Below are 26,218 nucleotides of genomic sequence, written 5' to 3'. Positions count from 1 at the left end.
CGAGCACGTGATGAGCACGCGGGCTTGATGCCGGCTCCTGTCCAATGAGCCTCATGCAATGCGATGCTCCCGCTCCGACCCCGGTGACCGTCTGGACCATCGGGCATTCCACTCGACCTTGGGACGAGTTCTTACAACTGCTGTCCGCACAAGGCATCTCGGCGATCGCGGACGTGCGTCGCTTCCCAGGATCGCGTCGTTACCCTTGGTTTTCGTCCGAGCAGATGGCTGAAACGTTGCCAGCGCACGGCGTGGAGTATCTCTGGATTCCTGAACTGGGCGGGCGGCGCAAGGTGCAGCCGGATTCGCCCAATGGTGCGTGGGACAACGCCGCGTTTCAGGGCTACGCAGATCACATGGCGACCGCCGAGTTCGCCGGCGGGCTATCGAAGGTGCTTGCACTGGGGGGCAAACATCGGACCGCGCTGATGTGCGCGGAGGCACCCTGGTGGCGCTGCCACCGACGTCTCATCTCCGACCTGCTGACGCACCGGGGCCATGAGGTGCTGCACATCGTGTCCCACGCCGAACCCAAGCCGCATCCGCTGAACCCGATGGCGCAGGCCGCCGGGCCAGCGCTTGTCTACCCACCGGCTCAGACGGAGCTGTTCTGAACCAACCAGTAGGGCGATCGCGTGTCGGGCCCGCCCGGCGCATTTTCTCCCTATCGAAGCTATGCGGACATGTCGGCTGCCTTGCAGTTGGCGCGCGCTTGCCGCACGGTGTTGTTGATAGACGACGGGCAGCCGCGCAACCCTGCCTGAATCGGCTTAGGCGGTCGTCCCTGGTCCCAGCTTCAGGTAATGGATCGGAGGCTGCCCCGTCAGAAAGTTGGCGTTCTCCTGAGGGATTCAGACTGGCTTTCGATCTTCATGTCTGCCATGAAGTAGTCTGGGATGGATGGTGAAGCGCAGGTTAGAAAACGATGCAAGGGGGAGGGGAGTGAGGAGTGCTCAGTATGATTCGCTTTGCAGCGCGCTCGATAGGATACATGGACGGCAAGCGCTGACGGATTTCGCCTCGGATTGGGGCCTCCACCGCAGTCCCAGCGAGGATGGCACAGTGGAGGTATGGAAAGGCGCGGCGATGGGGGCCGGCGTTGAGATCTTGTTGCTTCCGCCCGTGTCCGCTTCCAGCGACTGGGCCATCTCGACGCTGGTCACGGTCGGAGGCCGGGTCGAGCATGTCAGGCGACGTCCGTTTCGGATCTGACGAAGAGTGGCTGCTAAACGCCTACGACGGCCTTCCTTGGTGCAGCCAATACTGGGTCAGCAGGGAGGCGGCGCGCCGGTTCGCCGACGTCGACGCCAAGCCAGGACCTGTCCCACCACGGCCGTGAGCAGCAGCAGGGCATTGGTCACCACAAACACCGTTGACCCCAAAAGTGCACTGTAGGCGGTGAACAGGGTCGACGCGGTCATCTGACCGACAAACAGCCATTTGGAGACCGTTTCCGGATGGGGAGACTGCCACTGTTTGATCATTTGCCGGACCAACGTGGCTATCAACACGGCGGTTGCAGTCCAGCCAAGAACATCAGGATGCATGGCCGCTCACCCGTCCTTTGGGTCGTGGACAGTTGAACCGTCTTGGCCGTGCGCCGGGCGCTTATGAGGCTCCTCAATGATTTCCTTGTTGAGGATGCGAACCTCGCCCACCATCAGCAGGCGCATGTCGCGCACGATGTAGTCGGCCAACGCCTCATCGGTGATGTCATCACCGGCGATGTCCAGCCGGAAGCCTTGGCCCTGAATCCCGCCCCCGTTGCTGAAGTCAATCTCGAAATCAAAGCACACCCGCTTATCTATGTTGCCCTCTCATTCTTAGGCAGGATCCATGGGTAGGCCCTTGCGGTACCTAGAAGCTACTCGCCGATCGTGGCGCGACCTCCCAAGGATACTTCGGCTCGGTGCTACTGAAGTAGGGCGGTCACCCGATCTTCCTAGGTCAACGTATCACGATGACTCGCGAATGCGAGGACTGGGGCCAACCGGTGAAGCGTTGAAGTTCACTTGCGCGAATTTTGGGAGCCGTAGGGATAAGTTGCCGGCAAGGACCTGGTGCCGTCCGTGTTGAGCACGGACGGCGCGGGGCGCATTGATCCAGTGCGCGTGCATTCCCCGCTGACGGCTGGAAACGCCTTAGTTTGCAGAAGCAGCATGCCGCCACCATGTTGCTTAGGAGGTCCTTGCGCCATCTCGCCCCGCCGCCAAGCGTTCTTGGGTGCATTAGACGCTCCGCGCCTTACTCACCTGCAACCCAAGGTCGGACGGCGAGGCTTGCCACATCGGCAGGCCGCGGTGATAGCAACGGCCGGACTGGGCGTGGAGTGCAGATGGATTTGAGGCGTCTTTTTGCTCACAAGGCTTTGGAGAATCAGAAGACGTTACCCGTCACTCCTAAGGGAGAACCTTGGGTGCCCGGAGCCTGCTGGCGATGCGCTTTACCCGTGACTCAAAAAAAACGCTTGACATATACATATGTGAGCGTTCACTCTTCTAATGGCCGGGGCGACGCAGCTCGCTCACTCGGTGTCGAAGGTGAGGAAGCGGAAGGCCCCTGACCTGATTCTCCCTAGCTCCATACGATGAAAGGAAAACGCCATGACAGACTCGCGTGCGACTGAAGCAGTAAAGAACTGGATCAATGGCAGTTGGAACGAAGGGGGGCGATCAGGCAAGCGGTCAGTCCTTCGACGGGCCAGCCGCTCGGGAGCTATTTGGATACCGGCCAGGACGAAGCTCGGCTTGCCATCGAGGCTGCACGCACGGCCTTTGATACATCCAACTGGCCAACGGAGCGATCATTGCGTTCCCGCGCCTTGCATGAGTTAGCCGACGAGGTCGCCAAGCGCGCAAAAACAATGGCGGTCCGCCTCTCTCAGGAAGGCGGCAAGCTGTTGGCTCAGACCGAGTGGGAGCTCTCATTGGCGTCGGAGTGGCTCCGGTATGGCGCGGCAACCGCGCTGCTCCAAACCGGTGGCCGAGCTCTTGAAGCGGCGCCAGGGGTGCACTTCTTCTCCGATCCTGAGCCGCTTGGCGTTGTTGGCGTCATTTCGCCTTGGAACTCCCCGATCATTCTCTCCGTGCGAGCGATCGCTCCGGCGTTGGCGGCGGGGTGCACGGTGGTGCTCAAGCTGCCTCATCAGACGGCACTCACCAACGCGCTGTTCGCCGAGGCGGTCGCAGCCGTTCCATCGCTGCCGCCTGGCGTGCTCAATGTCATCACCGAGACAGGAAGCATTGGCGCAGCCATGCTGGTGGACTCTCCTCAAGTGGACATGATCAGCTATACCGGGAGCACAAACGTTGGACGGACCATCGCCGCCAACGGCGCGAAGACGCTGAAGCGGCTGAACCTGGAGCTTGGCGGAAAAGCACCGTTGGTGGTGTTCGACGATGCCAACCTTGCGGCCGTTGTCCCACAAATCGTCATGGCCCTCGTCGCGATGAATGGCCAGTTCTGTTGCACAGGTTCCCGTGTCTTGGTTCAGCGGACGGTGGCAGACCGGCTGCGAGCTGCCCTGGTTGAGGCCTATGGCAACGTTCGGCTCGGCGAGAGCGAGGATCCACAGGCACAACTCGGTCCGTTGATTGACAAGGCCAGCGTCGCACGCGTGGACGCGGTGGTTGCCGAAGCAGCGTCTTATGCGAACGTTCTCGTTCGCGGCGGCCCAATCGAAGAGGGACCGTTGGCTGCCGGCGCGTTCTACCGTCCAAGTTTGATCGAGGTCGAAGACTTGAACGCTTACGTCGTTCAGAACGAGGTGTTTGGACCTGTCCAGACGTTCGAGATTTTTGAGGACGAAGCCGACGCCATTGCGCGCGCAAATGCCACCGAGTTTGGCCTCGCCGCGTCGGTGTTCTCGGAAGACGCATCGCGTTGCCGACGAGTTGGCAAGGCCATTCGGGCTGGCCATATTTGGATGAATTGTTGGGGCGTCATGTCCGAGCAGTTTGAACAGAGCGGGTTCAAGCAAAGCGGCATCGGTGTGCTTTGCGGGCCGCGCGCGATTGAGCAGTTCCAGGAAATCAAGGTATACGCCACCGCCGCCCTGTCGTCCGGTTCTTGACCGACCTGCCTTGAACCGGACGTCGGCAGAGCACCTTCGGGACAGCCAATGCAGGGACTGAACTTCATTGCAAGGAAGAGTTAAGCGTTGCGATGGTTTGCTTCAGGCTGGGCAGCAATCGCGCAAGCGAATGCTGCCTGTTGAGCCGTGACCCCAGTCGAAGTAGTGTTCTTGCTTTAGACACGACCAATCTGTAGAGGTGTTGAATGAATGGAGGGAAAGGCAGGCCGCAGCTCGGTCGCCCTGTGAATGAGGGGGCGCGAGAAAAACGCTTGACGCAAATTTTGGATGGAGCGCGGGAGTCTTTCATACGCAAGGGCTTCCACGCTTCCTCCCTTTCCGACATAAGCGCCAATGCTAAGGTAAGTGTTGCTAACATCTACCAGTATTTTTCGTGCAAAGAAGCCCTTATCACCGCCCTGATCGAGCTCGATCTGCAGCGCCATCAGGCCCTGATTGCACGGTTTTGGAGCTCCGATTTTAGTCGACAGGCCGTCGAGGAGCTTTTGGCAGACCTCTTCCTGAAGCCCGAGGGACATGCGATAGCAGTTCTGCGCGCCGAAATCGCGAGCGAAGGTGCACGCAATGCCCATGTGGCCGGACTTCTTAGAAGCCACGAATTGGGCTTGATGGAAATGTTGCGGGAAAGAGTTCGACAGGCTCAGGAAAGGGGGCAAATAGCCAGCGCCCTGGACTCAGAGGTCGTTGCCGATCGCCTCTCGCTTGTCTTTGAGGGAATCATGAGGTTGTATCTGTTCTCCCCGGACGATGGTGAAGAGCTAATAGACAAGTATTACCGCCAATTCGCGGACGCCCTTCACGTGGCTCAGTGAGGGAAACCTCATTACAGCAGCGCAAGAGCCCGGTTTAGGCGCCTTGGCGACTTGTGTGGAAGCCGCTCTGCAGCCGACTCCAGCACCCCGACCAAGTTGACGCTCGACAAGGCGCAGTCGCCGCCCGGGATGGCGACGGCGATGACCGCCCCGGCGATAGGTGTGTGCCTGCACAGGCCGTATGCCGGTGCTTGAGGCGTTGGGCGGTCTATAAAATGCGCTCGAGTGCAGGCGACCTTTGAGGCCAGGATAGATGCCTTGCGAACCCAGGCACTCCGTCTGCGCTGGGTTTTGCGACGGCGCTCTGAGCGCTGCTTGGCCCCCAGCGCTTCGCTAGATGGTCGGTCGCGACGCCGCTGGGTCAAAGCGGTCGAGGGAGCCTTAACCGCTGTCCTGCATACCGTTCCAGCGTCGCCATCCTACAGGGTCACAAAGCTGGCAGGCTTCACTCCAGTCGTGGCCATGGAGCGCGCCGAAGAGCTTCGCAAGCGTTTCCATAACCACTTTTTGGGTCGCCTCGGAACCCGCTGCGGCAAATGAGCCTCCGTAATCCTTAATGAAGAGCATGAAGCTCTCGAAGTCGGGGATGAGCACCTCCACCGTCGTCCTTCCGGTGGGCGAAATGAAGGCGAAGAACGAGCCATCTACTGAGTTCTCAAATATTTCCAGCCGCAGGCCGTGCTCACCGCCATAGTAAGCACCGTTGGGTGAATACCCGGCCCGCGTTAAGCCGGCCATGTCGTTTTCGCCGTCCAACGGCCCCACCACATTGTGGCCGGCATGCCAACTGCCGCGATTGAATGTGAACTGTCTGTTTATCACGGTGTTCTCAATATCAAATACGATGACTTGCTCGGTCGCAGGCGAACGCTGGGCTGACAGTCGCCACCACTCCTTCAGTCGACGCACGACTGGCATAGCCTTCGCAGCCACGAGATGCCTGGGTCGTTTTCACTTCGCGGATGCCAGATCACGTCGATTTGCAATTCGTCAACCTCGAATGGCAGGTCGCTAACAACGAGGCCAAATGCCGCGGCGTAGCGTCTGGCGACACCGGCTTGCAAGGAAGCGATGAGTGGGGCGCGAGAAGCCATCGCAAGCAAGGTGATGCCGTCGTGCGACAAGTGGGGGGCCTCCAGCTGCATCGGGGCGTGCCGCAACAGATGTTCCAAAAATCCAGGCAAATTTTCGCTGTCCGACACGAGGCCGTGCACGGAGGAAAAGTAGTCTTCGGAGGCGATAGGGGTTGCGTAGGCCAGCTGCGATGGGTGGAAGCAGCAAACGAACTGTTCGCAATAGAGCATTTCACGGCGCAGGCGTCCGGTATCCTCACTCACATGCGCGATCGCGAGGTTAATCTTTGCGTCATTGACCTGCCCCCAGTAGCCGTACCACCCATTACTGGTGGAGCCCGGGGTTGAAGGGTACTGCGGCGGGATGGGTTTGGGTTCGGTGGTTGGCAGCAAACTGGGCCGGCGGGATGCGTCCGCAGCTGCTGTGTGGTCGCACCTGGTTGTAGTCGCGGCGCCACTCGGCGATGACGCTGCTCGTGCGGGTGCCCAGTTGCTGCGCTCGCGTCAGATACCATTCGCCAACCCGGAGTGGCCCGGGCCGAGATGACGGACGGGCTCAAGCGCCAGCTTCAGCACCTTAGTGAGATGACTGACGGCACGGATGAGGCTGGCAAACGCCGAACGGCCATCGGCACTTGGGCGGCGATGGTAGGAGCCTTGATCCTGGCCCGCATGGCCCATGAAGAGGTGCTATCGGACGAAATTCTTCGTGAAACGCGAGCTTGGATCACTGCGAAAGCAGCGGGATAGGGCTTGAAAAGACGACAGAGGGCTGTGAAGGCCGCTCCATATCTGGCGCGGGTCTGTGGTGGCCTGCACGTTAGACGAGAACGCGGACGATGGGCAGGGCAGGATCGCACCATCGTCAACCCTAAGTAAGGTCTGAACAACACTCATCTGCGTTTGAGCCCCATCCGGTCGGCGTGGATTTCATTGAAACAACGCTTTCATTGCGCCCAATTGGCACAGGTGTGCGGGATTTCCCCGCCTTACAGGCGCACTGGCCCTGCGGCCGGCATCAACTGCCGGCGCACCATCCACAGTTTGGACAGCACAAACAGCGTCATCACCTGCGCGGTGTTCTTGGCCAGGCCGCGATAGCGCACCTTGGTGTAGCCAAACTGACGCTTGATCACCCGGAACGGATGCTCGACCTTGGCCCTGAGCCGGGCGATGAAATGTTCCCAGTCCTCAACAACCGCACGTTTGCGCTGGTTCCTGATGGCCCGCACCTTCGAAGGCTTGGCCGCGATCAGAAACCCGGCCTTGCTCTGGCTCAGTTCGATGCGCTTGTCCGCACCGGTATAGCCGCTGTCGCCACACACCGTGTCCTCATCGCCATGCAGCAGCTTATGGGTCTGGGTGATGTCAGCCACTTTGGCCGCCGTGCATTGCACGTGGTGCACCAGGCCGGAGGCATCGTCCACGCCGATGTGCGCCTTCATCCCGAAATACCACTGGTTGCCCTTCCTGGTCTGATGCATGTCCGGGTCACGCTTGCCTTGGGCGTTTCTGGTCGAGCTTGGCGCGGCGATGATCGTGGCATCGACGATCGTCCCGCCGCGCAGACTCAATCCCTTGTTCGACAAGTGCATGTTGACCCGGCCCAGCAGCTTGCTCGCCAGATCATGGATCTCCAACAGACGTCGGAAGTTGAGGATCGTGGTCTCGTCCGGGATCCCGTCCAGCCCACCCAACTGGCAAAGCGACGCATCACCGGCATGTCGTACAGCGCCTCTTCCATGCCCGGATCACTCAATGCATACCACTGCTGCAGCAAGTGGATGCGCAGCATCGTCTCCAGCGCATACGGCTGACGCCCCGGCTGGCCTGACTTGGGATAGTGCGGCTCAATCAGCGACAACAACGCCTTCCACGGCACCACTTGATCCATCTGACCCAAGAACACCTCGCGCCGGGTCTGCTTGCGCTGGCCAAGATCCTCGGCATCACCGAACGTCAGCCGCATCTGCCTGCCTCTCGAAGTTGAAGGCCATTGTCGGCGATACGGCGGGAGTTGTTCAGCAGAGCTTCCCTGGCGAGAGATCGAGCCGCGCTGCGGCGTTTGATCCGGCAGGTCCACTTCCACGTCATCGGCGTAACACCGGCCCCAGCCTTCGGGCAGGTCGTAGCCTTCGATGATCGGATGGCCGCTGGCGTGCCAGTGCGCGCGGGCGTGGCGCAAGGCTTAGGCCACCGTGCCGCCTGGGCACGGTGGCCTCTCAGTGCAGGGCCCGCGAGCACGCATAGCGCCCAGCGCGCCCGCGCCGGCTCAATCGAACTTCCCCTCGCCGATCCAGCGCAGCGCGCTCAATGACGGCATGAACATGTACTCGCCGCCGCGCAGGCGATTGAAGGTACTCACATCGGCCACGCGTCGACGCACTGGCGACTGGGGAATCGTGAAGCTGCCGGGCTCCTCGTGCAGGCCGACGATCGGGTCGCGTTCAGAACCCAGGTCGATGAAGTTGCCGCGATTGATCCATTCCTGCTGCAGGAATTCGATCGTGTCGTAGGCCCGGGCGCTGATGAAGATGAAGAAGATCCCGCGATCCGCCTTGGCATCGTCGGTGCCGGTCACGTCATCGCTCCACTTTGGTCCAAACGTGGACGAACGCCGAATGATGCGATGAATGTGCTCGTCGCTGAGAATCGTCAGCTGGCTCCCCCGCGGATTGAGGCGGCGCATATGTGCCGAATGCGGGCACATCCGACCAAGGGCATCATGCTGGTAGTCGAAATCGTTGTTGCGTTGCGGGTCGGCGCCGAGCTCGGGATCGTCTCGTTCCGGCGCTAGCGGTAGCGGCGCGCCGGAGCGCCAGCGTCCGAACATCTTCGCGGCAAGAGCATGCTGGGCCTGCTTGTCCTCGCCTGCATGTATGCGCATGAAATCGTTGAACGCACCCACCCGGCTTTCGTACTTGCGCATCACCACGAACGAGCCGTTGCGCCCCAATACGTCCGGCTGGGGCATGCGCAACGGCGCACCGGCTTCGCTGTTTTCCCCAAGGATGAACTCTCCCGCAGCGATCGCACGCTGCTGCCCGGGCTGTGGTTCCACGCCAGCGCCAGCCACTGTTGGCTGCGAAATCGAATCGCGGAAGCCGAATGGATTCTGGGCATCGGCGTCGGCGCCGAAACGGTGCGTTGCCAGCAAGGTCACGCCACTGCAGGCATTTAGCTCGCCCATGGCTTTGTCCACCGCAACATCCAGATGTACTTCATCGCGCGCATAGATGGTCAGGGCAATATGGCAATTGCCCGGTGTGAACACTTCCTCCCAAGTCTCTGGAGCGTTTTCCCCGAAGTCACGCAGCTGTTCGGCGCGTGCTGCCATTCCCTGCCGGAACGACAGGGGGAAGCTCTCCAGCGAGGACGGCGGCAATCCAAGCGCCTTGAGCCCTTCGTGACTGATGGCCACGCCGATCCAGGTATCAAGCTCCTCGGTCCAGCCGGAAGCAGTGGGGACATGCGGGGCGAGCCGGCGCAGCAGATCGCGCCCACCGGCCGCCTGTTCCACGTGCAGCAAAGCATGAATCCCGACGTAAGGCTCAGGACGCGATCGCAGGATGAGCGCCTGGATGTCATCGAGGTTCAGGGTCACCCGGTCACGACGGAAACGGGCAGCAAGGTCAGCGAGCAGGCCCATGTCAGTAATCCACCCCCTGCGGGACGGAGATGGCCTGCTCCAGCGTCTCCAGCGCTGCACGCGTGGTCGCATCCATCTGCGTATTTTCGGACATCGTATCCAAGAAGGCCTGCAACGCCTTGTCCATGCGTTGGTAACGGCGCACGTCCACTACCGTGACCTGGGGATTGGCGACAAACCAACCGGCCGCGTCGATCTGGTGATCGGCGATGAAATCCTTGACCTGCGGACTGTCGATGCCAGGCCAGCCCTCCACGTTGGCGAACAACAGGTCCATCAAGCCTGGAATCTTGGTGGCGAAATCGTTGATGTAGGTATCCCAGTCACCATCGTAGGCCGTGGCGAACAGGATCCGCGTGTCGTCATCGAACAACACAAACCGCATGTCATGAAGCGTGGACACGCGTTGCGCGCCGTCGAAATTGCCCCCGGTCAGGCCGAAGATGCGCTTGAGCCGATCCGCGCCACCGGGCTTGAGCGTGGCGATGGCCGACAACTCGGAGACATTTCCCGACTGCCGACCGGCGCGACCGGCGCTTTGGGAGCTGCCCTTGTAGGCATCGTTGTGTTGCTTGATCAAGGCTTCGAGCGCGATCCTGGCAAGCTTTGGCAAGTCCTGCGCCAGTTCGCCAGCACGGCGCCGGATCTCCTCCGGCTTGGTCTCATCGGCGAGGCGTGGATCATTCGACGTGGTCATCGGGGGTCCTTGTCGTGGGAAGGCTCAATCCGGGATATCGGCCAGATGCTCCGGCTCGACCCGCGGTTGGGTGTTCATGGCATGGCGGAAACTGCTGGAACGCTCATACGCGGCGCGGCGGATGCGCATGATCCCGCCCAACGGACGATGGGCCTGCACGCCATTCCAGGGATTGAACGACAACACGTCGTCGCCGTAGACCCGGCGTGCGGGCGTATAGGGCGCCTGCGGGGCAAAGCGCAGCGTCGCAAGCGGCATGTGCGGCGAGGCATCCTCGTCCCAGCGCACGGCTGCATCCTCCACAGGCATCTTCGCTACGTCGGTGCACAACTGCGCCCGCAGCGTGTACTCGGCGCCATGACGCGCGAAATGCTGCTCGATCACATCCCGCATCGTCGAGAAGCCGACATCCTCCACGGCCACCCCGGTCAGTGCGCGCACATCGTTGGACGCTGGCACCAGCGAAAGCTTGGCCACGTAGTCGCCGAAACGCAGGGCGCCCTGCGTGTGGTAGGACTCTCCCAGCGGGTTGTGGTTGTCGCGCCCCAGGCCCTCGAGCGTCGCACCGGGCGTCCCGCCCAGCGCTTCGACTGCTTCCTTGGTACCGCGTGCGAGCCCGGCGACGATCCGCTGGAAGATGTCCGGCGCGTGTGCGTTCTTCTCCAGCACGCCCAGCAGTGTCTTGTACTTGGGGATGGTGCCAAAGGCGAGCACGGGGAAGTTCACCATCAGGAAATCCTGATTGCGGCCTCCGATCTGCGGTGACAGACGTTCGCCGTCCACACCGATCAGCTTGATTGCGAACCCGCGCGGCGCCGGGATCGCATCGGAGTGGATATCGCCGGGCGCCGAGGACAGGCGCGCCACCACGCCGTAGGTCGCGGGCCTGCGGAATATCCCCTGCGCAAGTGCTGGCGGGAGGTCCGAATGGACGGACAACTCCCCTTTGAGGACCGCGTGCGATTTTGCATGCGCATCGCGAATGGCATGCCGATGGCGCTCATAGGCAGCACGGTTACCTTCGGCCATCTGCGTGACGATCTCCTCGATCAGACGATCCTCGTCTTCGTCGACGTTTTCCAGTGCTTCGCTGTAAAGAACGGGTTGATCGACCATGGATCTCCTGCGTCGATAGGCATGGCATGCGGTTGTCCGGCACGCCGCCATACGACAGGGTATTGGGGATTACGATACTGGACATGCAAGCGTGATGAGGCCATGAAGCCGCTCGCTTCATGGCCTCGGGTTGCAGAAGGTTGGCTCGCTTTCGGCACGCCCTGGCCTCGCCGCGTCGGTCCACGCATGAGCGGTGCGTGCCGAGACTTTCCGGTGGGAAGCGTTGGTCTGCTCAACCGATGACCCGCCGGGTCAAGGACGGCACGAAGCTGAGAAGTAGCGCGGGATCAGCTGCGGGGTCTGGTCCGGCATTCGACTTCCACTTCGTCGACATAGCACTAGCCCCAGCCTTCGGGCGGCTCGTAGCCTTCGATGATCGGATGGCCGAGCATTACTCGTAGCCCAGCGCGCTTGGCGTGACATCGACAATCTGGTCTTCATGCGTGCAGCGCGGGCGCATGGCTTTCCTCGGGGGGGAGGGGCAGGACGGGCTGAAGCCGTGCTGCCGGCCCAACTCCGATACCGCCATGCCGGCCTCGGCCTGCTTGATGAAGCCAATGATCTGTTCCGTGGTGAAGCGACTCTTGCGCATGTCCGTCCTCTCTGGATGACGGACTCTACCTAGTTTCGGCTGGTACGGCTCAGTGGGGGCAGGTCAGCATCCGGAAACCCTCCAGGCGTTGTTTGAAAGTCGGCTCATCCTGCACCCGGCTGATCCGTCTGACGACACCGCAAGCGCTTGGAACTGGGTCAAGGCATGCTTGCCAGCGCAAGTGTGGACGCGCATGGAGGCTCCAACCCCAGCAGAGCTTGAGCGGGTCATACAGGCCGATACGAAGGCCCGAGAAGCATTGCTTGCTCCGCGCTTGGAACTATCCGAGGAAGAAACGAGGCGATGCTTTGACGTTCGGTTGATCGCCGGACTGGCCATGACCGTCGCCCGGAAAGGATGGCCTGAGGGGCCGTTGTTGCATGGCGCGTATGGCCGCCACTGGATCATCGAATCGACCGCGCGAAAGAGGGAAGATATCCTGCTGCAGGACATCGGATTGCGGGTGTGGGCCGAGACGATGGCCATGAAGACCAATCGCGCCACGCAGCAGGACGCTGCGCCCGATGACACGCCGATTTCTAAAGGGTTCCGGGTAAGGCACGAGACCGGCAACTGCTGAAGCCGTTGGGCGAGCATGGGGGGGTATTTCTGAAGCGCCGTTCAGGCCTAAGAGGGGGCTCCCTCTTAGCGCGTAGAGTCCGCCTCTGGTGGTCCGTAGCCTTTCAGTCACCAACTGCCGAGGCAACAACTCATGACGAACGCAACGCCGATGTTCCCCCTGTCCCCCGAACACCGGGACCTGGCCATCCTTGGCTTGGCCTGCCATGGCACCCACGCTCGGGCCATCGCTGCTGGGTTGGAGGTACACACGTCCATCGTGTGCGAGGTGCTCACCGATGCGGGGATCGATCCGATTCTGCCGCCTCGCACGTTCCGCTTTGACAACATTGATTGGGACACCGATGAGGAGGTGGTGGAGAGGCTTCCGCGCTCGGGGGAAGTCACGGTCGAAGACTGCGCTGAGTTTGATGATGAGGAGATGGAGTACGAGGCACTGGACGACTTCACTGAGTTGCACGGCTATTGCATCGAAGGCTGCACTGTCACCGAAGTGTCGGGCGCTTCTTGGCCCACCACGGCGCGGGATGCGGAGACCCTGGTGAACGAGGCGAACTGGACGGGGGAGCTGCGCATGGGCAACGGGCACTACGCCTTGGTCACCCATGAGACGTTGGCGCTTCGCTACCCCAAGCACCTCGCTTACCTCCGGCTCAAAGTGGGGCCCAGCTACGCCGAAATCGCGTCGGAGTGGGCATTTACAGTCATTGAGGTGCAGAACGCCGAGGGCTTTCAAATGTGGACTGACAACCTGTTGGACTTGGTGTCGCTGGCACTCGGATACCATGAGGAAGGAGAACGAAAGGCCCTTGAAGTTGGCGATGGTCGAGATGGGTCTTAAGGATCCCCATCCCGGGCTTGGCGAGGCAATGGCAGCTATGGAGACATGATCCGGCCCTAGCCCGCGCCCGAAATAGGCCATACGCAGTGCTGCCCGCGGTTGATCACCGCGGACACGGACGGGGGATTAGTGACTTCCAAGGCGAAGCCCTTAGACGCCTGTCAAAAACTCAATAAAAGCAAGGCCTGGTCGTTGAGGGTTTACAGCAGCCTTGTGAATCGGCACGATCGGGGTTTGTTAACCATAGGGAAATAACGTGGCATTGTCGCTCGAAGAAATCAGGAAAAAGAAGGCTGACGCTGAGGCCCAAGTGGCCGCGCTGGAAAAGGCAGAGCAAGAAGCTGTGGCCGCCGAAGCCGGGGCCAGCTTTGCAGGAGTCTACGAGACCTTGCAGCAGTTTGGGCAGCATTACACGACGAAGCAGAGGAACGATCTGAAGGCGCTGCTTGAGCCACGCAAGGTGGTTTCCGCGAGCGCCGGCATCAGTCGCGCCCCGAAGTTCCAGATCCCGGACGGGACCACGTGGGCTGGCACTGGACGTCAGCCGAAGGCATTCCTTGCGTGGGCCGAAACCGCTGAAGGCAAGGCGTGGAAAAAGAAACACCCAGACCAGGAATGGCCGGCGCACCCGTTCAAGGCCTGATTGCCATTGAGCGTTGCAGACAGAGCCCTGGGAAACCGGGGCTTTTTTTTGGGGCGTTGAACCAAAGACAGCCACGCTCAGGCTGGGGCGCAAGCCCCGGCCCCGAGCCTTTCTTCCCCGAAGGGGGCTCTTCAGGCGCGGCCCTGGCCGCGTTCTTTGGAGCTCTTGAAGACAAAAAGCAACGGCAAAAGCAGCATGGAGCAAGAGCGCTCCGGGAAAAAGGCAGGTGGGGCCTCGGCTTCCGCCGGGCCCGGTGCTTGGCTGGAAAATGTCAGGCGTTTCAGGGTTTTTCAACGATTCGCGGCCCTTCCGGCAGTTTTGATATTTAGTCGATAAAACGTAGGGTGAAAGTATTGCGATTTTTTGGAGGCAGCTTAGTTTGAGTGGGTAGCGAGGGATGCCCCCTCTTCAAAGGTTTTCGCATGATTGCTTGCGTTATTGACCAGTCAGGCTTTGTTGCCCTTGGTTATCGGGGGGTCTTCTAATGGCTCACCACCACGCCAGCCCCATTCAACTCAAGACGGGCGAGTGGGGCGCCCGGGTGCCCGCCCCGAACGTTCGGAACGGCGAAAGGCTCACTGTGGTTGCCGGGAGCGGCAGCTCCTGGGAAGCCGTCGTTGTCGGCGTGGTTTGGCAAGGCCCGGAGGCCGCGATTCACCAAACCGCTCGCGGGCTCATGCAGTGTGGGTGCTGCGGGGAAGTGGGGCAGAAAGGGGCCTACCCCTTCTCAACGTATCCGGCAGCGATGCAGCGTTGCGATGATTGCGGGTGTTCGGCATGAAAATCCCGACAACGAGTCGCCGTCGCCGCTACTTTGCCTACGAGCGCCGCTCGGGTGGTCAGTGCTACTTCGATAAGAACATGCACGCCCACCTCCAGCGGTATCCCCACACCATCGGCCATTACCAGCTCACGCGCTTCCTGGGCACTTCCGCGTTGCTGACCGCTGAAGAAGCGGCCGCCCAAGGATGGATGGCCAAGCCGCACGGGAGCCCTGCATGACCAAACGCTACATTCTCCGCCCCCCAGAACGCTTGGTCGAAACCATCCACGAGACGTGGATTGACGCGCCTAGCAAAGCCGCGTTTCAAGCCCTGGCCGCCGCGCAAGGCCTGAGCATGCGCGCTGCACTGGCCCAGCTCATCGAGCAACACGCCCAGATTCGAGAACCGTTTTCCCCTCGACGCCCCACGCCTTGGACCGGAGAGGCGGCGAAGGGGCGAGAGCGCTACAAAACCGCGCTCCCCAGTGTGCAGGTGGCTCCCCAGGTCGCCATGGCCCTGCTCATCGACGCCAACCGAATCGGCATTCGTCAGCCAGAAGCCGTTCGCCAGTTGGTCTGGCGATGCATCCAATCCAGCGCCTGACGAATCGGACTGCTTTTTGCGGGCATGGGGCCAAGGACAGCCACGCGGACGCTGGGGCGGAAGCCCCGGCCCTGGGCCTTTCCTCCCCGAAGGGGGCTTTTCAGGCGCGGCCCCGGGCCGCGTTCTTTTGAGATCTAGGAGAGAGAAGGCAACGGCAAAAGTGGCTCAAAGCAAAAGCGCATTGGGGAAAGGGCAGGTGGGGCCTCGGCTTCCGCCGGGCCCGACGCGGGGCTGGGAATGTGAGGTGTTTCAAGGTTTTTGTATTTTCTGCGTCTGCTCATCATTTTTGTTTTTTAGTCAGAAAAATGTAGGGTTAATCTATTGCGAAAAGTTGGTTTTCTTTTACCTTGAGATCAGAGAAGGGCGCCGATGCTCTTTAACCAAAGGAAACCCCATGTTGACGTTCTTTGCTTTTTGCCTCTTGGCTGGATTGGTCGCCGGACTGGCCATTGCTGACCGACTGGATGCGCTCTGATGAATACCCGCAGCCAAACCCAAGCGCCCGCCCGGTCCTCCGTCGCCACCACCTCAGCGCTCCTGCGATTCCTGTTCGACGCCATGTCGGGGATGGGGGCGGCCAAGCTGGGATGGGAGATGGTCACCGACCCCAAGGCCAAGCTGTCGGACATCGCCCTCGGCGTGCCGCTTTGCCTGGCTCCTCCAACGATTGCGGCCACCTGGGCGCTTTGCTTGTTCGGCATCGCCCAACACCACCAACTTTTTTGAAACCCGAACCCCTGACAACCACGGAGGACCCCGCTCGTGCGCAAACTTTTCAACAAACTGCTCAACATCGCCCTTTTTGGCATGGTTCTGTTCGCCCTGGACCAAGTCCCGGAACGCCTGGATCGCATGTCGCAAACCGCCCAGAACCTGGTTCAGCAGGTGGGCTACTCGGGCCCCATGCAGGGCATCCCCTCGGGCGTGCCAGACGGTTACGAGTTCTGATGACCCCCGCACCCTGGCCATCGTCGGAGCTCGTTCGCCTCGCATGGAGCGATAGGCTCGTCTCACGTCTCTGAAGGCGCAGCGACGTGCGCGGCAGCCAGGGCGGCCGCCAGATCACGGTTCAGTGCTCGCGCTTCTGCCCGCAGTTCGCTCCAGTTCGGTGTCCCGACCGGGCCTTGGCCACGGACCGACGCGAGCCAAGCATGGGATCGCAGCCTGGTCGCCTCCGCGGCTGGCGTCGAGGGCCTGAGGGCGTCCAACGCTGCCAACTGGATTTCCAGAAGGTTGATGTCCATCAGCGCCTGCAACTGCTCCGGTGCCATCGGGCTTGGCGCATCCCGCCGCAGCCACCAGCGTCGAAGTCGTTTCAGCATGTCTCCTCTTCCCTGAGATCGTTGACGTTACTCGGGAGGATCGATGTCCACGCCGCGGCTCTGGGCGTAATCCCTCACCTTCTTCAGCAGCTCTCGCTGCTGCTCTGGGTCAAGCCGCGACATCACCAACAACGTCTCCGCCATGAGATCGTTGGTGGCATGGAAATAGGCGACCGGCAAGCCCAGCGCTTGGGCCAGCTTTTCCATCGTGGCTGGATCCGGCACCCGATCTCCTCTCTCGTAACGAGAAATCCTGGGAGCGGCGGAGTTCTCCTCGTCCAACCCAAGCACGGCTCCCAACTCTGCTTGCGTCAGGCCCTTGGCCAGCCGGGCCTCGCGTAAGCGGCGGCCAAACGTGTGAGCTGGGGCGAGAGGGGCAGGCATGGGCGATCACGAACCGGGAACAATCCCTCAGTCTGCCGCTTCCCATGCTGCACCGCATTTGCCAAAATGGCAAACAAGGCCATGGTGGCCGGGATCAGGGGGATGCATGAAGCAAGCGATTGCAGCCGTGGCCGTGTGCCTAGCGTTGGCCAGCGGCACCGCCACCGCTCAGCACGGCATTCTGGGAAAGATTGGCAAGGGGTTGATGCAGGCGGGGAAAGATGCAGCCTCCGCGCCTGCGACCAAGCGTTACTTGGAACCCGCCGGCACTTATTGGGACGACGGCGACCCTCCGATGCTCGACGGCTACACCCGGATCCGGTGGGGCTTGGCGGCCACCGCGTCGGGTGGTCACAAGATGTGCGAAGAAGACCTCTTTGCCCAAGCCAAGGCCGGCGCGGCGCTGACACCGGCCATGCGGGCCCACTGCATCGGCTCATGGGGGCACCAGTTCAAACGCATAGGCCTGCAGGGCGACCCGGCGTCTGCGTTTGAGGCCAAGGCGCGGCAGATCGCCTCTACCGATGCGTTCTACCTGCGGCCCTACATCGACGTGGAGATCGACCCCAAGACCAACATTCTCCACGCCTACGTGCTGGTCATGAACCACGACTGGTATCCCCGCTCGCCTGACTTTCTTCCGACGGCCGTTATCGGCCCTTCGCCGTTGGGCAAGGGCAGTGCGGTGGTCGGGGTCGAGCATGGCGGGCGCTACCACGCCGCGCTGCGATTGAAGCCGGAAGACGCGGCCGAGCTGCGACGGGTGGGGCGCGACGCCGCGGGAGACCGAATCTTTTTCAAGGTCGTGGAGGGCAGGTTGAAGCCCAACGGCCTGCCCGACATCGTTCTCCAAATCGACCGGCTGGAGATCGGCTACAAGACCCAGAACATCGGCATCACCCCCTCCAAAGACAAGGACGCATGACATGAAGCACGCACTGATCGTGGCCGCAGCAGCGGCACTCTTGACCCTGACGGCCTGCTCTGGCGACAAGGGCCCCACGAAGGAGGACGGGGTGAAGGTCGTGGAAGGCTTTTTCACCGAGCAGGGGAGGCAGGCAACCCTCCAGCGCTCTTGGCGGTTTGAAGTGACCGACGCGGGCGGCTTGGATCTCGACTGCGAGAAGAAGCCCAATGGGGATCAAGAATGCATGGTGGGCGGGTCGGTAAAAGCGCAGGGGTCCATCGGTGGCCAGCCCACTAAGCCCGAGCCGAGCACCCTCAAGCCGAAGCTGCGGGCCCTGTTCCGCCCGCAAGGAGAAGGTTGGCAAGTGGTCGAAGTGACCGACGAAGGGACGTCTGCGGGCTAAACGGGCCGCAGTCCGCCGCTTGACTGCACGCCGGTCCCGATCAAGCGTGCAGCCATCCAACAGGGGAGGACCATATGAACCGCTATCCGCCGCAGCAAGTTGTGTATGCGCCGCCGGGCCCATCCGCGCTGATCCTCCCGAGCGTCATCTTGGGCCCGTTGGGCCTGGTTGGGCTGGCGGCCGGCCTGGAGGTGATGAAGCGCGACTTCTTCATTGGCCTGGTCTGTTGTGTGCCCGGTGCGCTCGTCTTCGCGTTCTTGGCGTTTTGCCTGGCGCTCCACATCCGGGCTCAGCAGCTCTGGGACTGGCACGTCCGCACGGGGCGGATGCCGTATTTTCGGAAGCACGGCTTCCTGAAAGGGGCGCTGCTCGGGGGCGGATTGGGCGTGGTGACGGTGGTGGCGGCCGCCGTTCTGGGGTTCAAGTATGCGGAGCATCCCCAGTTTGGGGAGATCGCTACCGCAGCGTTTTACTTGGTTTGGCTCTGGGGCGTGCTGTTGATCGGCGTGCTGGCCGTAGTGTTCGGGTGGGTCAAGCGGGCGTGGGATAGAACGGCCCTCCCCAGATGATGCTCTCTGCAACTGGCCGCCTAGTCTGAATGATATATTCGCCTACCTAAGCAGCACCACGCCGGACTTACGACCGCGCCGTTCATTGGGTCAGGAAGACCAGCTGGTGCCGCCTAATGTCATTTGCAACGCGCTTAGGTAAGCGTGCGGAAACTCAATCAGGGGGAGTCATGAAGGTTATCCGAATCGTAGTCTCAGCATTGGCTCTAGTGCCTATTGCATGTTTTGCCAAGGGGCCTATAGGTATTGGAAAGCTTGAGGTTGGAGTGTCGCGCAGCGCCGTTGAGGGCCTTTCGCCCACTGACGGGGTTTACCTTGCCGCTCCTCTGGAGCCTTACGAATACAAACATTCAAGTCCAGTGTCGGGCGAGGATAAGTTTAATACGAAGATCGTCAGTCCTTTGAGTGACCAGCCTCAAGAGGCGGTTCTTACGTTCGTCGCAGGGCAGTTGCAATCGATAAATATTGATCTGGGTGATTCCAATCGGATCGTGGATAGCGTCAAGTCGTTGATCACCAGGAAGTATGGTGAGCCCAAGGTGGACAACTCCATGAAAGAAGAGCAGTGCGTCTACAAGGGCGGGCAGAACTTCAAGGTTTCTTCGGGAGCGATTCGCTACGAGTGGAAGCAGGATCGCCCAAATGCAGAAGCGGTCACAGCTTCGCTGTCGGATGTGGTGATGGACATGTGTCCTTCCAACCTGCGCTATGCGATTGGTGCGATCAAGGTTAAGAGTTTGACGATTGGTATTGCCAAGCCCGAGAAACCAGTGGTGAATCCCTTCTAAGGGCGCGTCACCTGTTCTCGGGCTCTAGCTCGATGTCAGGTTGGCCCCCGGCACGTCAACGTAATCTCTTGATAGTCCACCCGCACCGGGTTGTAGAACTGGCGATACCAGTTGAACGCCAAGGTCTGGCCCACGTTGTGCTCGTTGCACGCCGGCAGGCCTTGCTGGGTGCCAAACCCACCGTTGGGCGTGCATCCGGGCTGGCCCGTGCAGGTCGTGTAGGGCGTCGAAGCCACCACGGACGACTCGGGCCACTCCCAGCGATAGGGATTGTTGCTCTTGCCCACCAGGTCGGACGCGCACGCTTGCCGGCACACGGCCAAAGAGGTGCCTCCGCTGGTCCAGTTGTAGTCGCAGTAATGCATGCCCATGTTAGAGACACACTCAAAATCGTAGGAGTAGGCATAACGGATGTTCCCGGCGTCCGAAAGCGCGTTGCATTGCTCTTCGTAGAACGCCGACTCGCTCACGTTGGCGGGCCAGTTGCCGGGCATCGGTGCGGGCGTCTCCACCCGGTGGATGGGCACGTTGGCGATGGCCCAGTCCAGCTTTGCTTTCTCCGCTGGCGTCAGGCGCACCACCGCATCGGGATACCAGTAAGAAATGCCACTCGAACCCGAGGGGGGCGGAACGTCCTGCCCATCGGCGGAGTGCCACGCCACGACCTGCAAGCTCCCGTCGCTGCAGCGAGCAGCCGTGGGCTTGCAGGTGTTGACCTCGTTGCGACGCGCCCCTGTATCCACCCAGTTGGACCAGCCGCCATAAGTGGGGCCGGGCAGAGCGGTGGTGCCTAACGGGCAATGGGTAAACACGTCCCTCGACCGCACCTGCTGCCGTTCCCAGGTGTGCGTGCCGGTTTGACCCGACGGGCAGGCTTGCGACGTGGGGAGCCATTGATCGCGTTCCTCACGGGTGGTCCCCGGGCAGGCCTGGCAATCCCTCGCCGTCACGGCCGCCACCGTCTGGGCTTGAACCCACGCCTCGGGATGCTCCCACGCGGCGTCTGAGTTTGGATCCACGTCGCCGGGAGCGCAGACCTGGCGCGTGCGCACCGTCTCTGTGCCCCACGTGCCCGCCGGACAGCTCGCCCGGGCCGCCGAGCTTTCCGATTGCCGGCACGGCACCAAGGCCGGCGGAGCCGGGGTGGGGACCGGCGTTGGGAGCGGCTGAGGCACCGGAACGCTGGGCGCAACAGGAAGCGGCGGAACCGCCGGGGAAGGAGCAACCCCAGGGCTTGGCGACACGCTCCCAGGAACGCCCGGCACTGCATCGGGCACGCTGGGAGCGGTGGATACGGGCCCAGCCGGGGTTGGCGTTGAAGGGGCCGGGAACGCGGGCGTGGAGGGAGTGGGAAGCGTGGGCACCACGGCCACCGACGACCCGGCGACCAGGCCTGAGTAATAGACGACGTCGACCACGGCCCCATCGGCCCCGCACGCCAATCCCAGCCCGGGGACGTCCAGGGTTCCGCCGTTGCCCAACAAAACACTGGTGTTGCCCACGATCACGTCCCGCACGTTCGCGTCGCCCGCAAGGGCGGAGACGAACGGCACGCAGGCCCGCGCAGGAAGCCCGGACAGCCCCACGGAAAAGGCATCCCCCGCCAAGCGCACCGTGGCCGGGGACACAGTCACTGCACCACCCCACGCGTTGCTCATGGTCGCTGCGCTGGCTTGGCGGAAGTCGGCGGGGGCCAGCCCATCTTCAAGCACGTTCAACGTGCTGACGCCGCGGAACGAGCCAACGACGCCATGGGACCGATCAACGCGGTTGGCCAGGTCCCGAACGTTCTCGACGTCCGATGCCACGTTCACCCGGGTGGTGACGCGGGGGTAGACCCAAAACGCGGCAGCCCCCATTGCCGTGGCAACCCCCAATGCGAGCAGCAACTCGACCAGGCCAAAGCCAGGGGCGGGCAAACAACGGGGAGGGCGAGCATGCAGTGTCATGCATTTGAGCATGCGACACAAATGCATTTTGACAAGCCCTGAGAGCAGTTCCTTATTTTAGTCAAAAATGTTTTGAATCAATGGGTTGACATCGGTTGGCGATGTGGTTGGATCGTGGTGTAGGAGCGGTTTAATGGGTAAGCCGACCTACCCATAAAAGGGAGTGAAGACATGAAGATTCATCCCGTCGAGCCCGCCAGCACCGACCTGGCGCATTTCCAACTCCACACCGCCGCGCGGTTCCTGGACCGCACCAATGGCCTCAATCAGCTGGCCGACAAGCACCGCAGGATCCAGCGCTTGGCCACCCGCGCCCGCCATGAGCGGCGTTGGAAGAAGGAAGAGGAGCGCTTCGTATGAGCCTCTTGAACATGGCCCTGCTGTTTGTCGGTCTCCTGGGCACCGCGGTGTTCTACCGGGACCTGGTCGCCAACCCCATCTCCGCCGGGCGCGCCCTGGTGCGCTTCTATCAACTGCCGGCGGAGCATCGCCAAGGAAGCGTTCTGCAAGAGGTTTCGAAGGCGTGGTGGAGCATCGTGCTGGTGCCGTTCTACGTGCTGGTGGCCCTGGTGCTCATCGGGGTTCTGGGAGGTGGGCAATGAGTGCCGGGACCGAAAGCCTCATCAGGGCCATCCAAACCAACGACCCGCTGGCCTTCTATGGGTGGCTCCACACACTCAAGGGGACGCCCGACCTGGACGCTGGAGTGGCCGGCGATCCTGGTATCACCGCGTTGGCCGTCGCCTCCCTCATGTATTCCAACGCCATCCAGTCGGACCCGGTCCTGGCTACGCGTTATGCGGCAATGATTGAGGCGCTTATGGACGCCGGGGCCAATCCGCTGGTTCAGATCGGGGAGCGGTTCGTGGTGCGACGGGGACACAGTGGAAAGCTAGAACGTCGTCAGATCTCAGAAGGTCGGAGCGTCGCAGAGGTCTGTGGAGGCGTTCTGTGCCCGGCAATGCAGGCATGGTTCGCACGCCATACCGCGGATTTGATGAACACCCACCTTCACCGCTACCACCCAGCGTTCATCAAGACTCAGCAACCGGTCGCTGAAGAGGTTTGAAGCACGTGCCGGCGGCTACTCGCCGCCGAAAGGCGGGGTGGAGACAACGGCAGGGTGGGCCACGGCTTCCGCCGGGCCCCAGGGTCGCTGAACGTAAGACGTCTGCACCGCTGAAACCCCCTCGCTGCATGGCTCTTGCGGGAATAGGTTTGCATCGTAGTGTGTTGCACGACCTACCCATAAAAGGAGCCCATCTCATGCGTCTCGTTGTCTGTTGCTTCAAAGGGGGTGTGGGGCGCACCACGCTCTCGCTCAACCTCGCCGCCGCGTTTGCCGGCCAATCCCGCGTGCTCGTCAACGACCGCGACCCGCAATGCGGTTCCGTGGCGTGGTCAGCGATGAGCGACGGGGAAACGCCGTTCACCGTGAGCCGTGCCTCATCCCCAGGCTTCGACCTGGAGATTCAAGACCTGCCGCCCAGCGCCCCAGTGAAAGACCAGCTGCCGGACGCGGACCTCTACATCGTCCCAACGCTGCTCGACGGGGGCAGTTACGTCGTCTACCTGCGGACCATCGACACGCTGCGACGTCAGGGCAAGCCCTTCCTGCCGGTCGCCAATCGGGTCAACCTCAAGCGGGCGGAGCACCGCCGCCGGCTGGAAGATCCCAGCCTGGCAGGCGCCATCGTCATTCCCGAACGCGCAGCACTGGCCAGCTATTACGAACTGGGGGAAACCGTGTTCTCCATGCGAGGAGCTGGGGTGGACAAGGCCCGAGAAGACATTTTGCGGGTAGGTCAGGCTATCCAAAAAAGGTTGGCCAACCCGGGCCGGGGGCAGGCATGATGGAGCTCCCAATGCTGCCCCTGCCGGACCTCATGGCTGCCAAGAAGACCCCCGCCAAGAACGCAGTTGCCAAGAAGGCACCGGCCCGCAAAGACCTGTCCACGGCTGCGAAAGTGGTTCATGCCAAGCCGCAGCGGGAGTATGCGCCGCTCGTCGACTTGGACCAGTTTTCCGAGGAGCAGCTGGCAGAGCTGATGGTGGCTGCAGGGGACGCGCCTAACCGCAAGACTTACTTCGACTTCAGCGAAGAGGCGCCGTATACCCGGGCCGGGAAAAAGGTTCACTTGGAGGTGGGCCGGGGTTCGCAAATGTTCGACTACCGGGACGCCAAGGGCCGCCGGATCGAGCGAACGATGGTCACCCTGCCGCCCAAGCTGCGGGAGCAAATCCAAGGCGCAACTGGGGAGCAGGATCCCGTGGTGACCACCGCGCTCATCGCGCTGGCGTCCTGGGCCTGCCAAGAGCTCAAGAAGTCGAAGAGGCGCTTGGTGGTCACCACGGCAACCGACGACCTGGATCCGGTGCGCCGGCAGGTGAGGAAGGCGATTGTGGGCCGGCAACGAAAAGAGAGGTAAGGCGGATGCGGTTTGACGAGCGAGAGGCGGCCATGGGCCGCCTTTTTTATGGCTGGCGGTGAGTGGAAAAAGCAACGTCAAAAGCGGCTGAAAGCAAAAGCGTGGTGGAGAAAAGGCGGGTGGGGCTTCGGCTTCCGCCGGGCCCGGCGCTTGGCTGGAAATGTGAGGTGTTTCAGGGTTTTTGTGTCTTTTGCGGTTGCCCGTCAGTTCTATACTTTAGTCAAATAAATGTGTTGCTTTAGGGTTTACATTTTTTGGGTCTGTCGTAACCTGGATTCATAGGAAGGCAATACTGCTGACCGAAAAAGCCAAAAAGGTAATCATCATGGAACTCATCATCAATAGCCGTAAAATCAACCGCACCATCACTTTCTCTCGCCCTGGCCGTTCCTACATCTACGCTGATTTGAATGGTCAACCAGGCACCCTCGGTGAGCAGATCTGCGATAGCAATGGCTACACCCATTCCTACGAGGGCGAAGATCAAGAAGGGTTTGAGAAGGTCTGCCGCCGCTGGTATCGCGCCCACGTCCGGGATGAGCTCATCAATGGCTAAGGGATACGCCATCGCCCCCAAGCAGCCGGTTCCCCGCCGGCTGCCCACGGTTCGCATTGCCCCGGCCAAGGCGGCCGCATTCCGGGCTCTCGCTCGCCAGCAGGGGCTCACGGCCAGCAGTGCATTGGCTGCCCTGGTGGCCACCCATGCCGACATCCGGCAGCCGTTCGGGCCCCGAGTCCGTGCCAAGCATGGGCCGGATGGGAAGCGTTACGGCGCGATTTTGCCGGACCCGAAGGTGTCTGAAGAGGTGGCCAAGGGCCTGATCCAGGACGCACGAACGGCGGGGATCTCGCTGGGCGAGGCGATGCGGCAACTGGTGGACCGGTGCCTGGAGCAGAGCCGGTGAAGAAATGGAAAGGAAAAACGGCGGCTCAAGGGTCGCCTTTTTTATGCCTAGGGTTTGGCAATGCTGCTGAAAAAGGGGCGCCTGCCCCTTTGCTGAGTTGTTGGGCTACTGGGGCGTGGGAGAGTTGGGCGGTGGCTGGGGCGGAAGCCCCGGCCTATGTCCTAATCTCCCCGGAGGGGGCTTTTCAGACGCGGCCCGGGGCCGCGTTGTTTCAAGAGCAAAAGCGGCCAAAGCCGACGGCGCTGCCGCCGAGTTTTGGAAGAAAAGGCGGGGATGGGCCGTGGCTTCCGCCAGGCCTTGGATCCGCTGAAGCGTAGAAGTGTGAGCCGTTGCAAAGGTTGTTCAAATCTGCTTTTTGCCCGTCATATTTTATCTTTAGTCAAATTAATGTGTTGTTTTCTGGTTTACATTTTTCGGCCCTGTTGTAACCTGGATTTGTAGGGGGGCATAACGCCGACCTGAAAAAAAGAAAAGATAACCGCCATGCTCATGCGTCATTTTTACCACTGCTCCCGTGATGCCAACCTGGCCGACCAGCCCCTAAATCCCTTTGACGGGCAAACCTCTGAAATCCGTGGCCTCTGCTTTTCGGATGGCGAAGAGCAGCATTTCGGGCCCCACAGTTACCAGATCAGCCTCCCAGACGACTGCGATTTTCTCACCGCCAACTTGGTGTGGAACATGAAGCTGGCCGTGGAAGAAGGAACCCGGGCGGTGGGCAGGAATGGCGAACAGCTCCAGTTGACCCTCACCATGGCCGAGCAAGCCTGCAAGGAAGCCATGGCAGAGATGGGCTATGACCTGGACGATGAAACCGTTGAGTTTGTTTTTTGCCGCGCCATTGAGTTCGACGATTGCGATGAGAGCATCGGCGGTGACGATAACGACTGTTGCGACCCCTGGGATGAGCAGATCGACGGCTGGGGCCTGCAAAGCGTTCGGGCCCTGGTGGCGCACAAGTTGGGCTTGGTGGGGGCCGCCATCGATGATGAAAACGGCCAGTGCTACATCAGCGCCAACCCGGACCTGGTGCTGAAAAAGGTGGAAGAGGAAGAGGTGTCTTGAAAGTAAGGGCGGATCAATGGCCGTCCTTCTCTTGT

33 protein-coding genes and 3 pseudogenes are annotated in these 26,218 nt (G+C 61.5%); 22 read left to right on the top strand and 14 right to left on the bottom strand.

Features of this window, described 5'->3' with window-relative positions:
- Positions 1-44: 44 nt before the first annotated feature.
- Positions 45-614 carry a DUF488 domain-containing protein gene (locus tag AC5P60_RS02645; protein WP_224119376.1) on the top strand — a complete coding sequence of 190 codons (570 nt, stop codon included), beginning with the start codon at positions 45-47 and terminating at the stop codon, positions 612-614.
- A 654-nt stretch (positions 615-1,268) separates the two neighbouring features.
- Here AC5P60_RS02645 and AC5P60_RS02640 read toward each other — a convergent pair.
- Complete coding sequence (locus tag AC5P60_RS02640) at positions 1,269-1,547, bottom strand: membrane protein (protein WP_024957542.1); 279 nt, start codon at positions 1,545-1,547, stop codon at positions 1,269-1,271.
- Positions 1,548-1,553: 6 nt separating this feature from the next.
- Positions 1,554-1,796 (bottom strand): cyclase, encoded by a 243-nt coding sequence (locus AC5P60_RS02635; RefSeq protein WP_224119377.1) that lies wholly within the window; start codon positions 1,794-1,796, stop codon positions 1,554-1,556.
- An 857-nt stretch (positions 1,797-2,653) separates the two neighbouring features.
- On the opposite strand from AC5P60_RS02635, the gene AC5P60_RS02630 reads away from it, so the two are divergent.
- Together AC5P60_RS02630 and AC5P60_RS02625 are read left to right on the top strand one after the other, a co-directional pair.
- The gene (locus AC5P60_RS02630; RefSeq protein ID WP_224119378.1) at positions 2,654-4,072 is read left to right on the top strand and encodes an aldehyde dehydrogenase family protein; all 1,419 of its coding nucleotides are present in this window, start codon (positions 2,654-2,656) and stop codon (positions 4,070-4,072) included.
- Between the two features lie 206 nt (positions 4,073-4,278).
- Complete coding sequence (locus tag AC5P60_RS02625; protein WP_080353445.1) at positions 4,279-4,905, top strand: TetR/AcrR family transcriptional regulator; 627 nt, start codon at positions 4,279-4,281, stop codon at positions 4,903-4,905.
- 381 nt (positions 4,906-5,286) lie between these two features.
- On the opposite strand, the gene AC5P60_RS02620 is transcribed toward AC5P60_RS02625, so the two are convergent.
- From AC5P60_RS02620 to AC5P60_RS02580, 9 genes and pseudogenes are all read right to left on the bottom strand, one after another.
- Entirely contained in the window at positions 5,287-5,814 is a 528-nt protein-coding gene (locus tag AC5P60_RS02620) for a hypothetical protein (protein ID WP_143565990.1), read from the bottom strand.
- Positions 5,802-6,371 (bottom strand): LysR substrate-binding domain-containing protein, encoded by a 570-nt coding sequence (locus AC5P60_RS02615; RefSeq protein WP_099470349.1) that lies wholly within the window; start codon positions 6,369-6,371, stop codon positions 5,802-5,804. The genes AC5P60_RS02620 and AC5P60_RS02615 overlap by 13 nt, the downstream gene beginning before the upstream one ends.
- Positions 6,304-6,447, bottom strand: a pseudogene (locus tag AC5P60_RS02610) (integrase core domain-containing protein); the annotation flags it as partial. The pseudogene AC5P60_RS02610 and the gene AC5P60_RS02615, both read right to left, overlap by 68 nt.
- Positions 6,448-6,967: 520 nt before the next feature.
- Positions 6,968-7,947 (bottom strand): IS5 family transposase gene (locus AC5P60_RS02605; protein ID WP_143565989.1). Its coding sequence is split into 2 segments (ribosomal slippage): positions 6,968-7,677 and positions 7,677-7,947, totalling 981 coding nucleotides; the frame shifts between segments, so codons are not numbered across the junction.
- Between the two features lie 69 nt (positions 7,948-8,016).
- Positions 8,017-8,160, bottom strand: a pseudogene (locus AC5P60_RS02600) (UBP-type zinc finger domain-containing protein); the annotation flags it as partial.
- 90 nt (positions 8,161-8,250) lie between these two features.
- Positions 8,251-9,627 (bottom strand): Dyp-type peroxidase, encoded by a 1,377-nt coding sequence (locus tag AC5P60_RS02595; RefSeq protein WP_049452916.1) that lies wholly within the window; start codon positions 9,625-9,627, stop codon positions 8,251-8,253.
- A gap of 1 nt (position 9,628) precedes the next feature.
- Entirely contained in the window at positions 9,629-10,324 is a 696-nt protein-coding gene (locus tag AC5P60_RS02590; RefSeq protein WP_049452914.1) for a hypothetical protein, read from the bottom strand.
- Positions 10,325-10,348: 24 nt separating this feature from the next.
- Positions 10,349-11,440 (bottom strand): catalase family protein, encoded by a 1,092-nt coding sequence (locus tag AC5P60_RS02585; RefSeq protein WP_070470375.1) that lies wholly within the window; start codon positions 11,438-11,440, stop codon positions 10,349-10,351.
- 490 nt (positions 11,441-11,930) lie between these two features.
- Positions 11,931-12,032: pseudogene (locus AC5P60_RS02580) on the bottom strand (transposase); the annotation flags it as partial.
- A gap of 337 nt (positions 12,033-12,369) precedes the next feature.
- On the opposite strand from AC5P60_RS02580, the gene AC5P60_RS02575 reads away from it, so the two are divergent.
- The 7 genes from AC5P60_RS02575 to AC5P60_RS02545 all read left to right on the top strand — a co-directional run bounded on the left by AC5P60_RS02575 (position 12,370) and on the right by AC5P60_RS02545 (position 16,410).
- Positions 12,370-12,612 carry a hypothetical protein gene (locus AC5P60_RS02575; RefSeq protein WP_130519095.1) on the top strand — a complete coding sequence of 81 codons (243 nt, stop codon included), beginning with the start codon at positions 12,370-12,372 and terminating at the stop codon, positions 12,610-12,612.
- 132 nt (positions 12,613-12,744) lie between these two features.
- Positions 12,745-13,452, top strand: a complete 708-nt coding sequence (locus tag AC5P60_RS02570) for a hypothetical protein (RefSeq protein WP_099470345.1) — start codon at positions 12,745-12,747, stop codon at positions 13,450-13,452.
- A 256-nt stretch (positions 13,453-13,708) separates the two neighbouring features.
- Positions 13,709-14,095: an H-NS family nucleoid-associated regulatory protein gene (locus tag AC5P60_RS02565; protein ID WP_099470344.1), complete on the top strand. Its 387-nt coding sequence runs from the start codon at positions 13,709-13,711 to the stop codon at positions 14,093-14,095.
- A gap of 777 nt (positions 14,096-14,872) precedes the next feature.
- Complete coding sequence (locus AC5P60_RS02560; protein WP_224119379.1) at positions 14,873-15,097, top strand: hypothetical protein; 225 nt, start codon at positions 14,873-14,875, stop codon at positions 15,095-15,097.
- Positions 15,094-15,462, top strand: coding sequence for a hypothetical protein (locus AC5P60_RS02555; RefSeq protein ID WP_224119380.1), 369 nt, complete (start codon positions 15,094-15,096; stop codon positions 15,460-15,462). The genes AC5P60_RS02560 and AC5P60_RS02555 overlap by 4 nt, the downstream gene beginning before the upstream one ends.
- 474 nt (positions 15,463-15,936) lie before the next feature.
- Positions 15,937-16,188: a hypothetical protein gene (locus AC5P60_RS02550; RefSeq protein WP_049419319.1), complete on the top strand. Its 252-nt coding sequence runs from the start codon at positions 15,937-15,939 to the stop codon at positions 16,186-16,188.
- Positions 16,189-16,224: 36 nt separating this feature from the next.
- Positions 16,225-16,410 carry a hypothetical protein gene (locus AC5P60_RS02545; protein ID WP_008268538.1) on the top strand — a complete coding sequence of 62 codons (186 nt, stop codon included), beginning with the start codon at positions 16,225-16,227 and terminating at the stop codon, positions 16,408-16,410.
- Positions 16,411-16,472: 62 nt separating this feature from the next.
- On the opposite strand, the gene AC5P60_RS02540 is transcribed toward AC5P60_RS02545, so the two are convergent.
- On the bottom strand, positions 16,473-16,784 hold the full coding sequence (locus AC5P60_RS02540) for a hypothetical protein (RefSeq protein ID WP_140222682.1): 312 nt from the start codon (positions 16,782-16,784) through the stop codon (positions 16,473-16,475).
- 27 nt (positions 16,785-16,811) lie between these two features.
- A complete protein-coding gene (locus AC5P60_RS02535; protein WP_049419313.1) occupies positions 16,812-17,168 on the bottom strand; it encodes a helix-turn-helix domain-containing protein in 357 nt (118 codons plus the stop codon).
- Positions 17,169-17,274: 106 nt separating this feature from the next.
- Between AC5P60_RS02535 and AC5P60_RS02530 the strand changes: the two genes are divergently transcribed.
- The 4 genes from AC5P60_RS02530 to AC5P60_RS02515 all read left to right on the top strand — a co-directional run bounded on the left by AC5P60_RS02530 (position 17,275) and on the right by AC5P60_RS02515 (position 19,835).
- The gene (locus tag AC5P60_RS02530; protein ID WP_049419311.1) at positions 17,275-18,093 is read left to right on the top strand and encodes a hypothetical protein; all 819 of its coding nucleotides are present in this window, start codon (positions 17,275-17,277) and stop codon (positions 18,091-18,093) included.
- Between the two features lies 1 nt (position 18,094).
- Positions 18,095-18,478, top strand: coding sequence for a hypothetical protein (locus AC5P60_RS02525; RefSeq protein WP_140222681.1), 384 nt, complete (start codon positions 18,095-18,097; stop codon positions 18,476-18,478).
- Between the two features lie 74 nt (positions 18,479-18,552).
- The gene (locus AC5P60_RS02520) at positions 18,553-19,047 is read left to right on the top strand and encodes a hypothetical protein (protein WP_224119381.1); all 495 of its coding nucleotides are present in this window, start codon (positions 18,553-18,555) and stop codon (positions 19,045-19,047) included.
- Positions 19,048-19,217: 170 nt separating this feature from the next.
- A complete protein-coding gene (locus AC5P60_RS02515) occupies positions 19,218-19,835 on the top strand; it encodes a hypothetical protein (protein WP_140222680.1) in 618 nt (205 codons plus the stop codon).
- A 35-nt stretch (positions 19,836-19,870) separates the two neighbouring features.
- Here AC5P60_RS02515 and AC5P60_RS02510 read toward each other — a convergent pair whose 3' ends face one another.
- The gene (locus AC5P60_RS02510) at positions 19,871-21,784 is read right to left on the bottom strand and encodes a type 4 pilus major pilin (RefSeq protein ID WP_224119382.1); all 1,914 of its coding nucleotides are present in this window, start codon (positions 21,782-21,784) and stop codon (positions 19,871-19,873) included.
- 171 nt (positions 21,785-21,955) lie between these two features.
- Between AC5P60_RS02510 and AC5P60_RS02505 the strand changes: the two genes are divergently transcribed.
- From AC5P60_RS02505 to AC5P60_RS02470, 8 genes are all read left to right on the top strand, one after another.
- A complete protein-coding gene (locus tag AC5P60_RS02505; RefSeq protein ID WP_031421735.1) occupies positions 21,956-22,144 on the top strand; it encodes a hypothetical protein in 189 nt (62 codons plus the stop codon).
- A complete protein-coding gene (locus AC5P60_RS02500) occupies positions 22,141-22,386 on the top strand; it encodes a hypothetical protein (protein WP_100442713.1) in 246 nt (81 codons plus the stop codon). The genes AC5P60_RS02505 and AC5P60_RS02500 overlap by 4 nt, the downstream gene beginning before the upstream one ends.
- Positions 22,383-22,853, top strand: coding sequence for a hypothetical protein (locus AC5P60_RS02495; protein ID WP_224119383.1), 471 nt, complete (start codon positions 22,383-22,385; stop codon positions 22,851-22,853). The genes AC5P60_RS02500 and AC5P60_RS02495 overlap by 4 nt, the downstream gene beginning before the upstream one ends.
- Positions 22,854-23,050: 197 nt before the next feature.
- Positions 23,051-23,638 (top strand): ParA family protein, encoded by a 588-nt coding sequence (locus AC5P60_RS02490; RefSeq protein ID WP_139726875.1) that lies wholly within the window; start codon positions 23,051-23,053, stop codon positions 23,636-23,638.
- Positions 23,639-23,649: 11 nt separating this feature from the next.
- Positions 23,650-24,213, top strand: coding sequence for a hypothetical protein (locus AC5P60_RS02485; protein WP_224119384.1), 564 nt, complete (start codon positions 23,650-23,652; stop codon positions 24,211-24,213).
- 325 nt (positions 24,214-24,538) lie between these two features.
- Complete coding sequence (locus AC5P60_RS02480; RefSeq protein ID WP_224119385.1) at positions 24,539-24,769, top strand: hypothetical protein; 231 nt, start codon at positions 24,539-24,541, stop codon at positions 24,767-24,769.
- A complete protein-coding gene (locus AC5P60_RS02475; protein WP_224119386.1) occupies positions 24,762-25,118 on the top strand; it encodes a hypothetical protein in 357 nt (118 codons plus the stop codon). The genes AC5P60_RS02480 and AC5P60_RS02475 overlap by 8 nt, the downstream gene beginning before the upstream one ends.
- A gap of 483 nt (positions 25,119-25,601) precedes the next feature.
- Positions 25,602-26,183 carry a hypothetical protein gene (locus AC5P60_RS02470; RefSeq protein WP_049441880.1) on the top strand — a complete coding sequence of 194 codons (582 nt, stop codon included), beginning with the start codon at positions 25,602-25,604 and terminating at the stop codon, positions 26,181-26,183.
- The last annotated feature ends 35 nt before the right edge of the window (positions 26,184-26,218 follow it).

This window comes from Stenotrophomonas sp. YJH_SMC_120 (assembly GCF_059368675.1).
The sequence above is the reverse complement of the archived record's forward strand: the minus strand, read 5'-3'. Positions and strand labels throughout refer to the sequence as shown.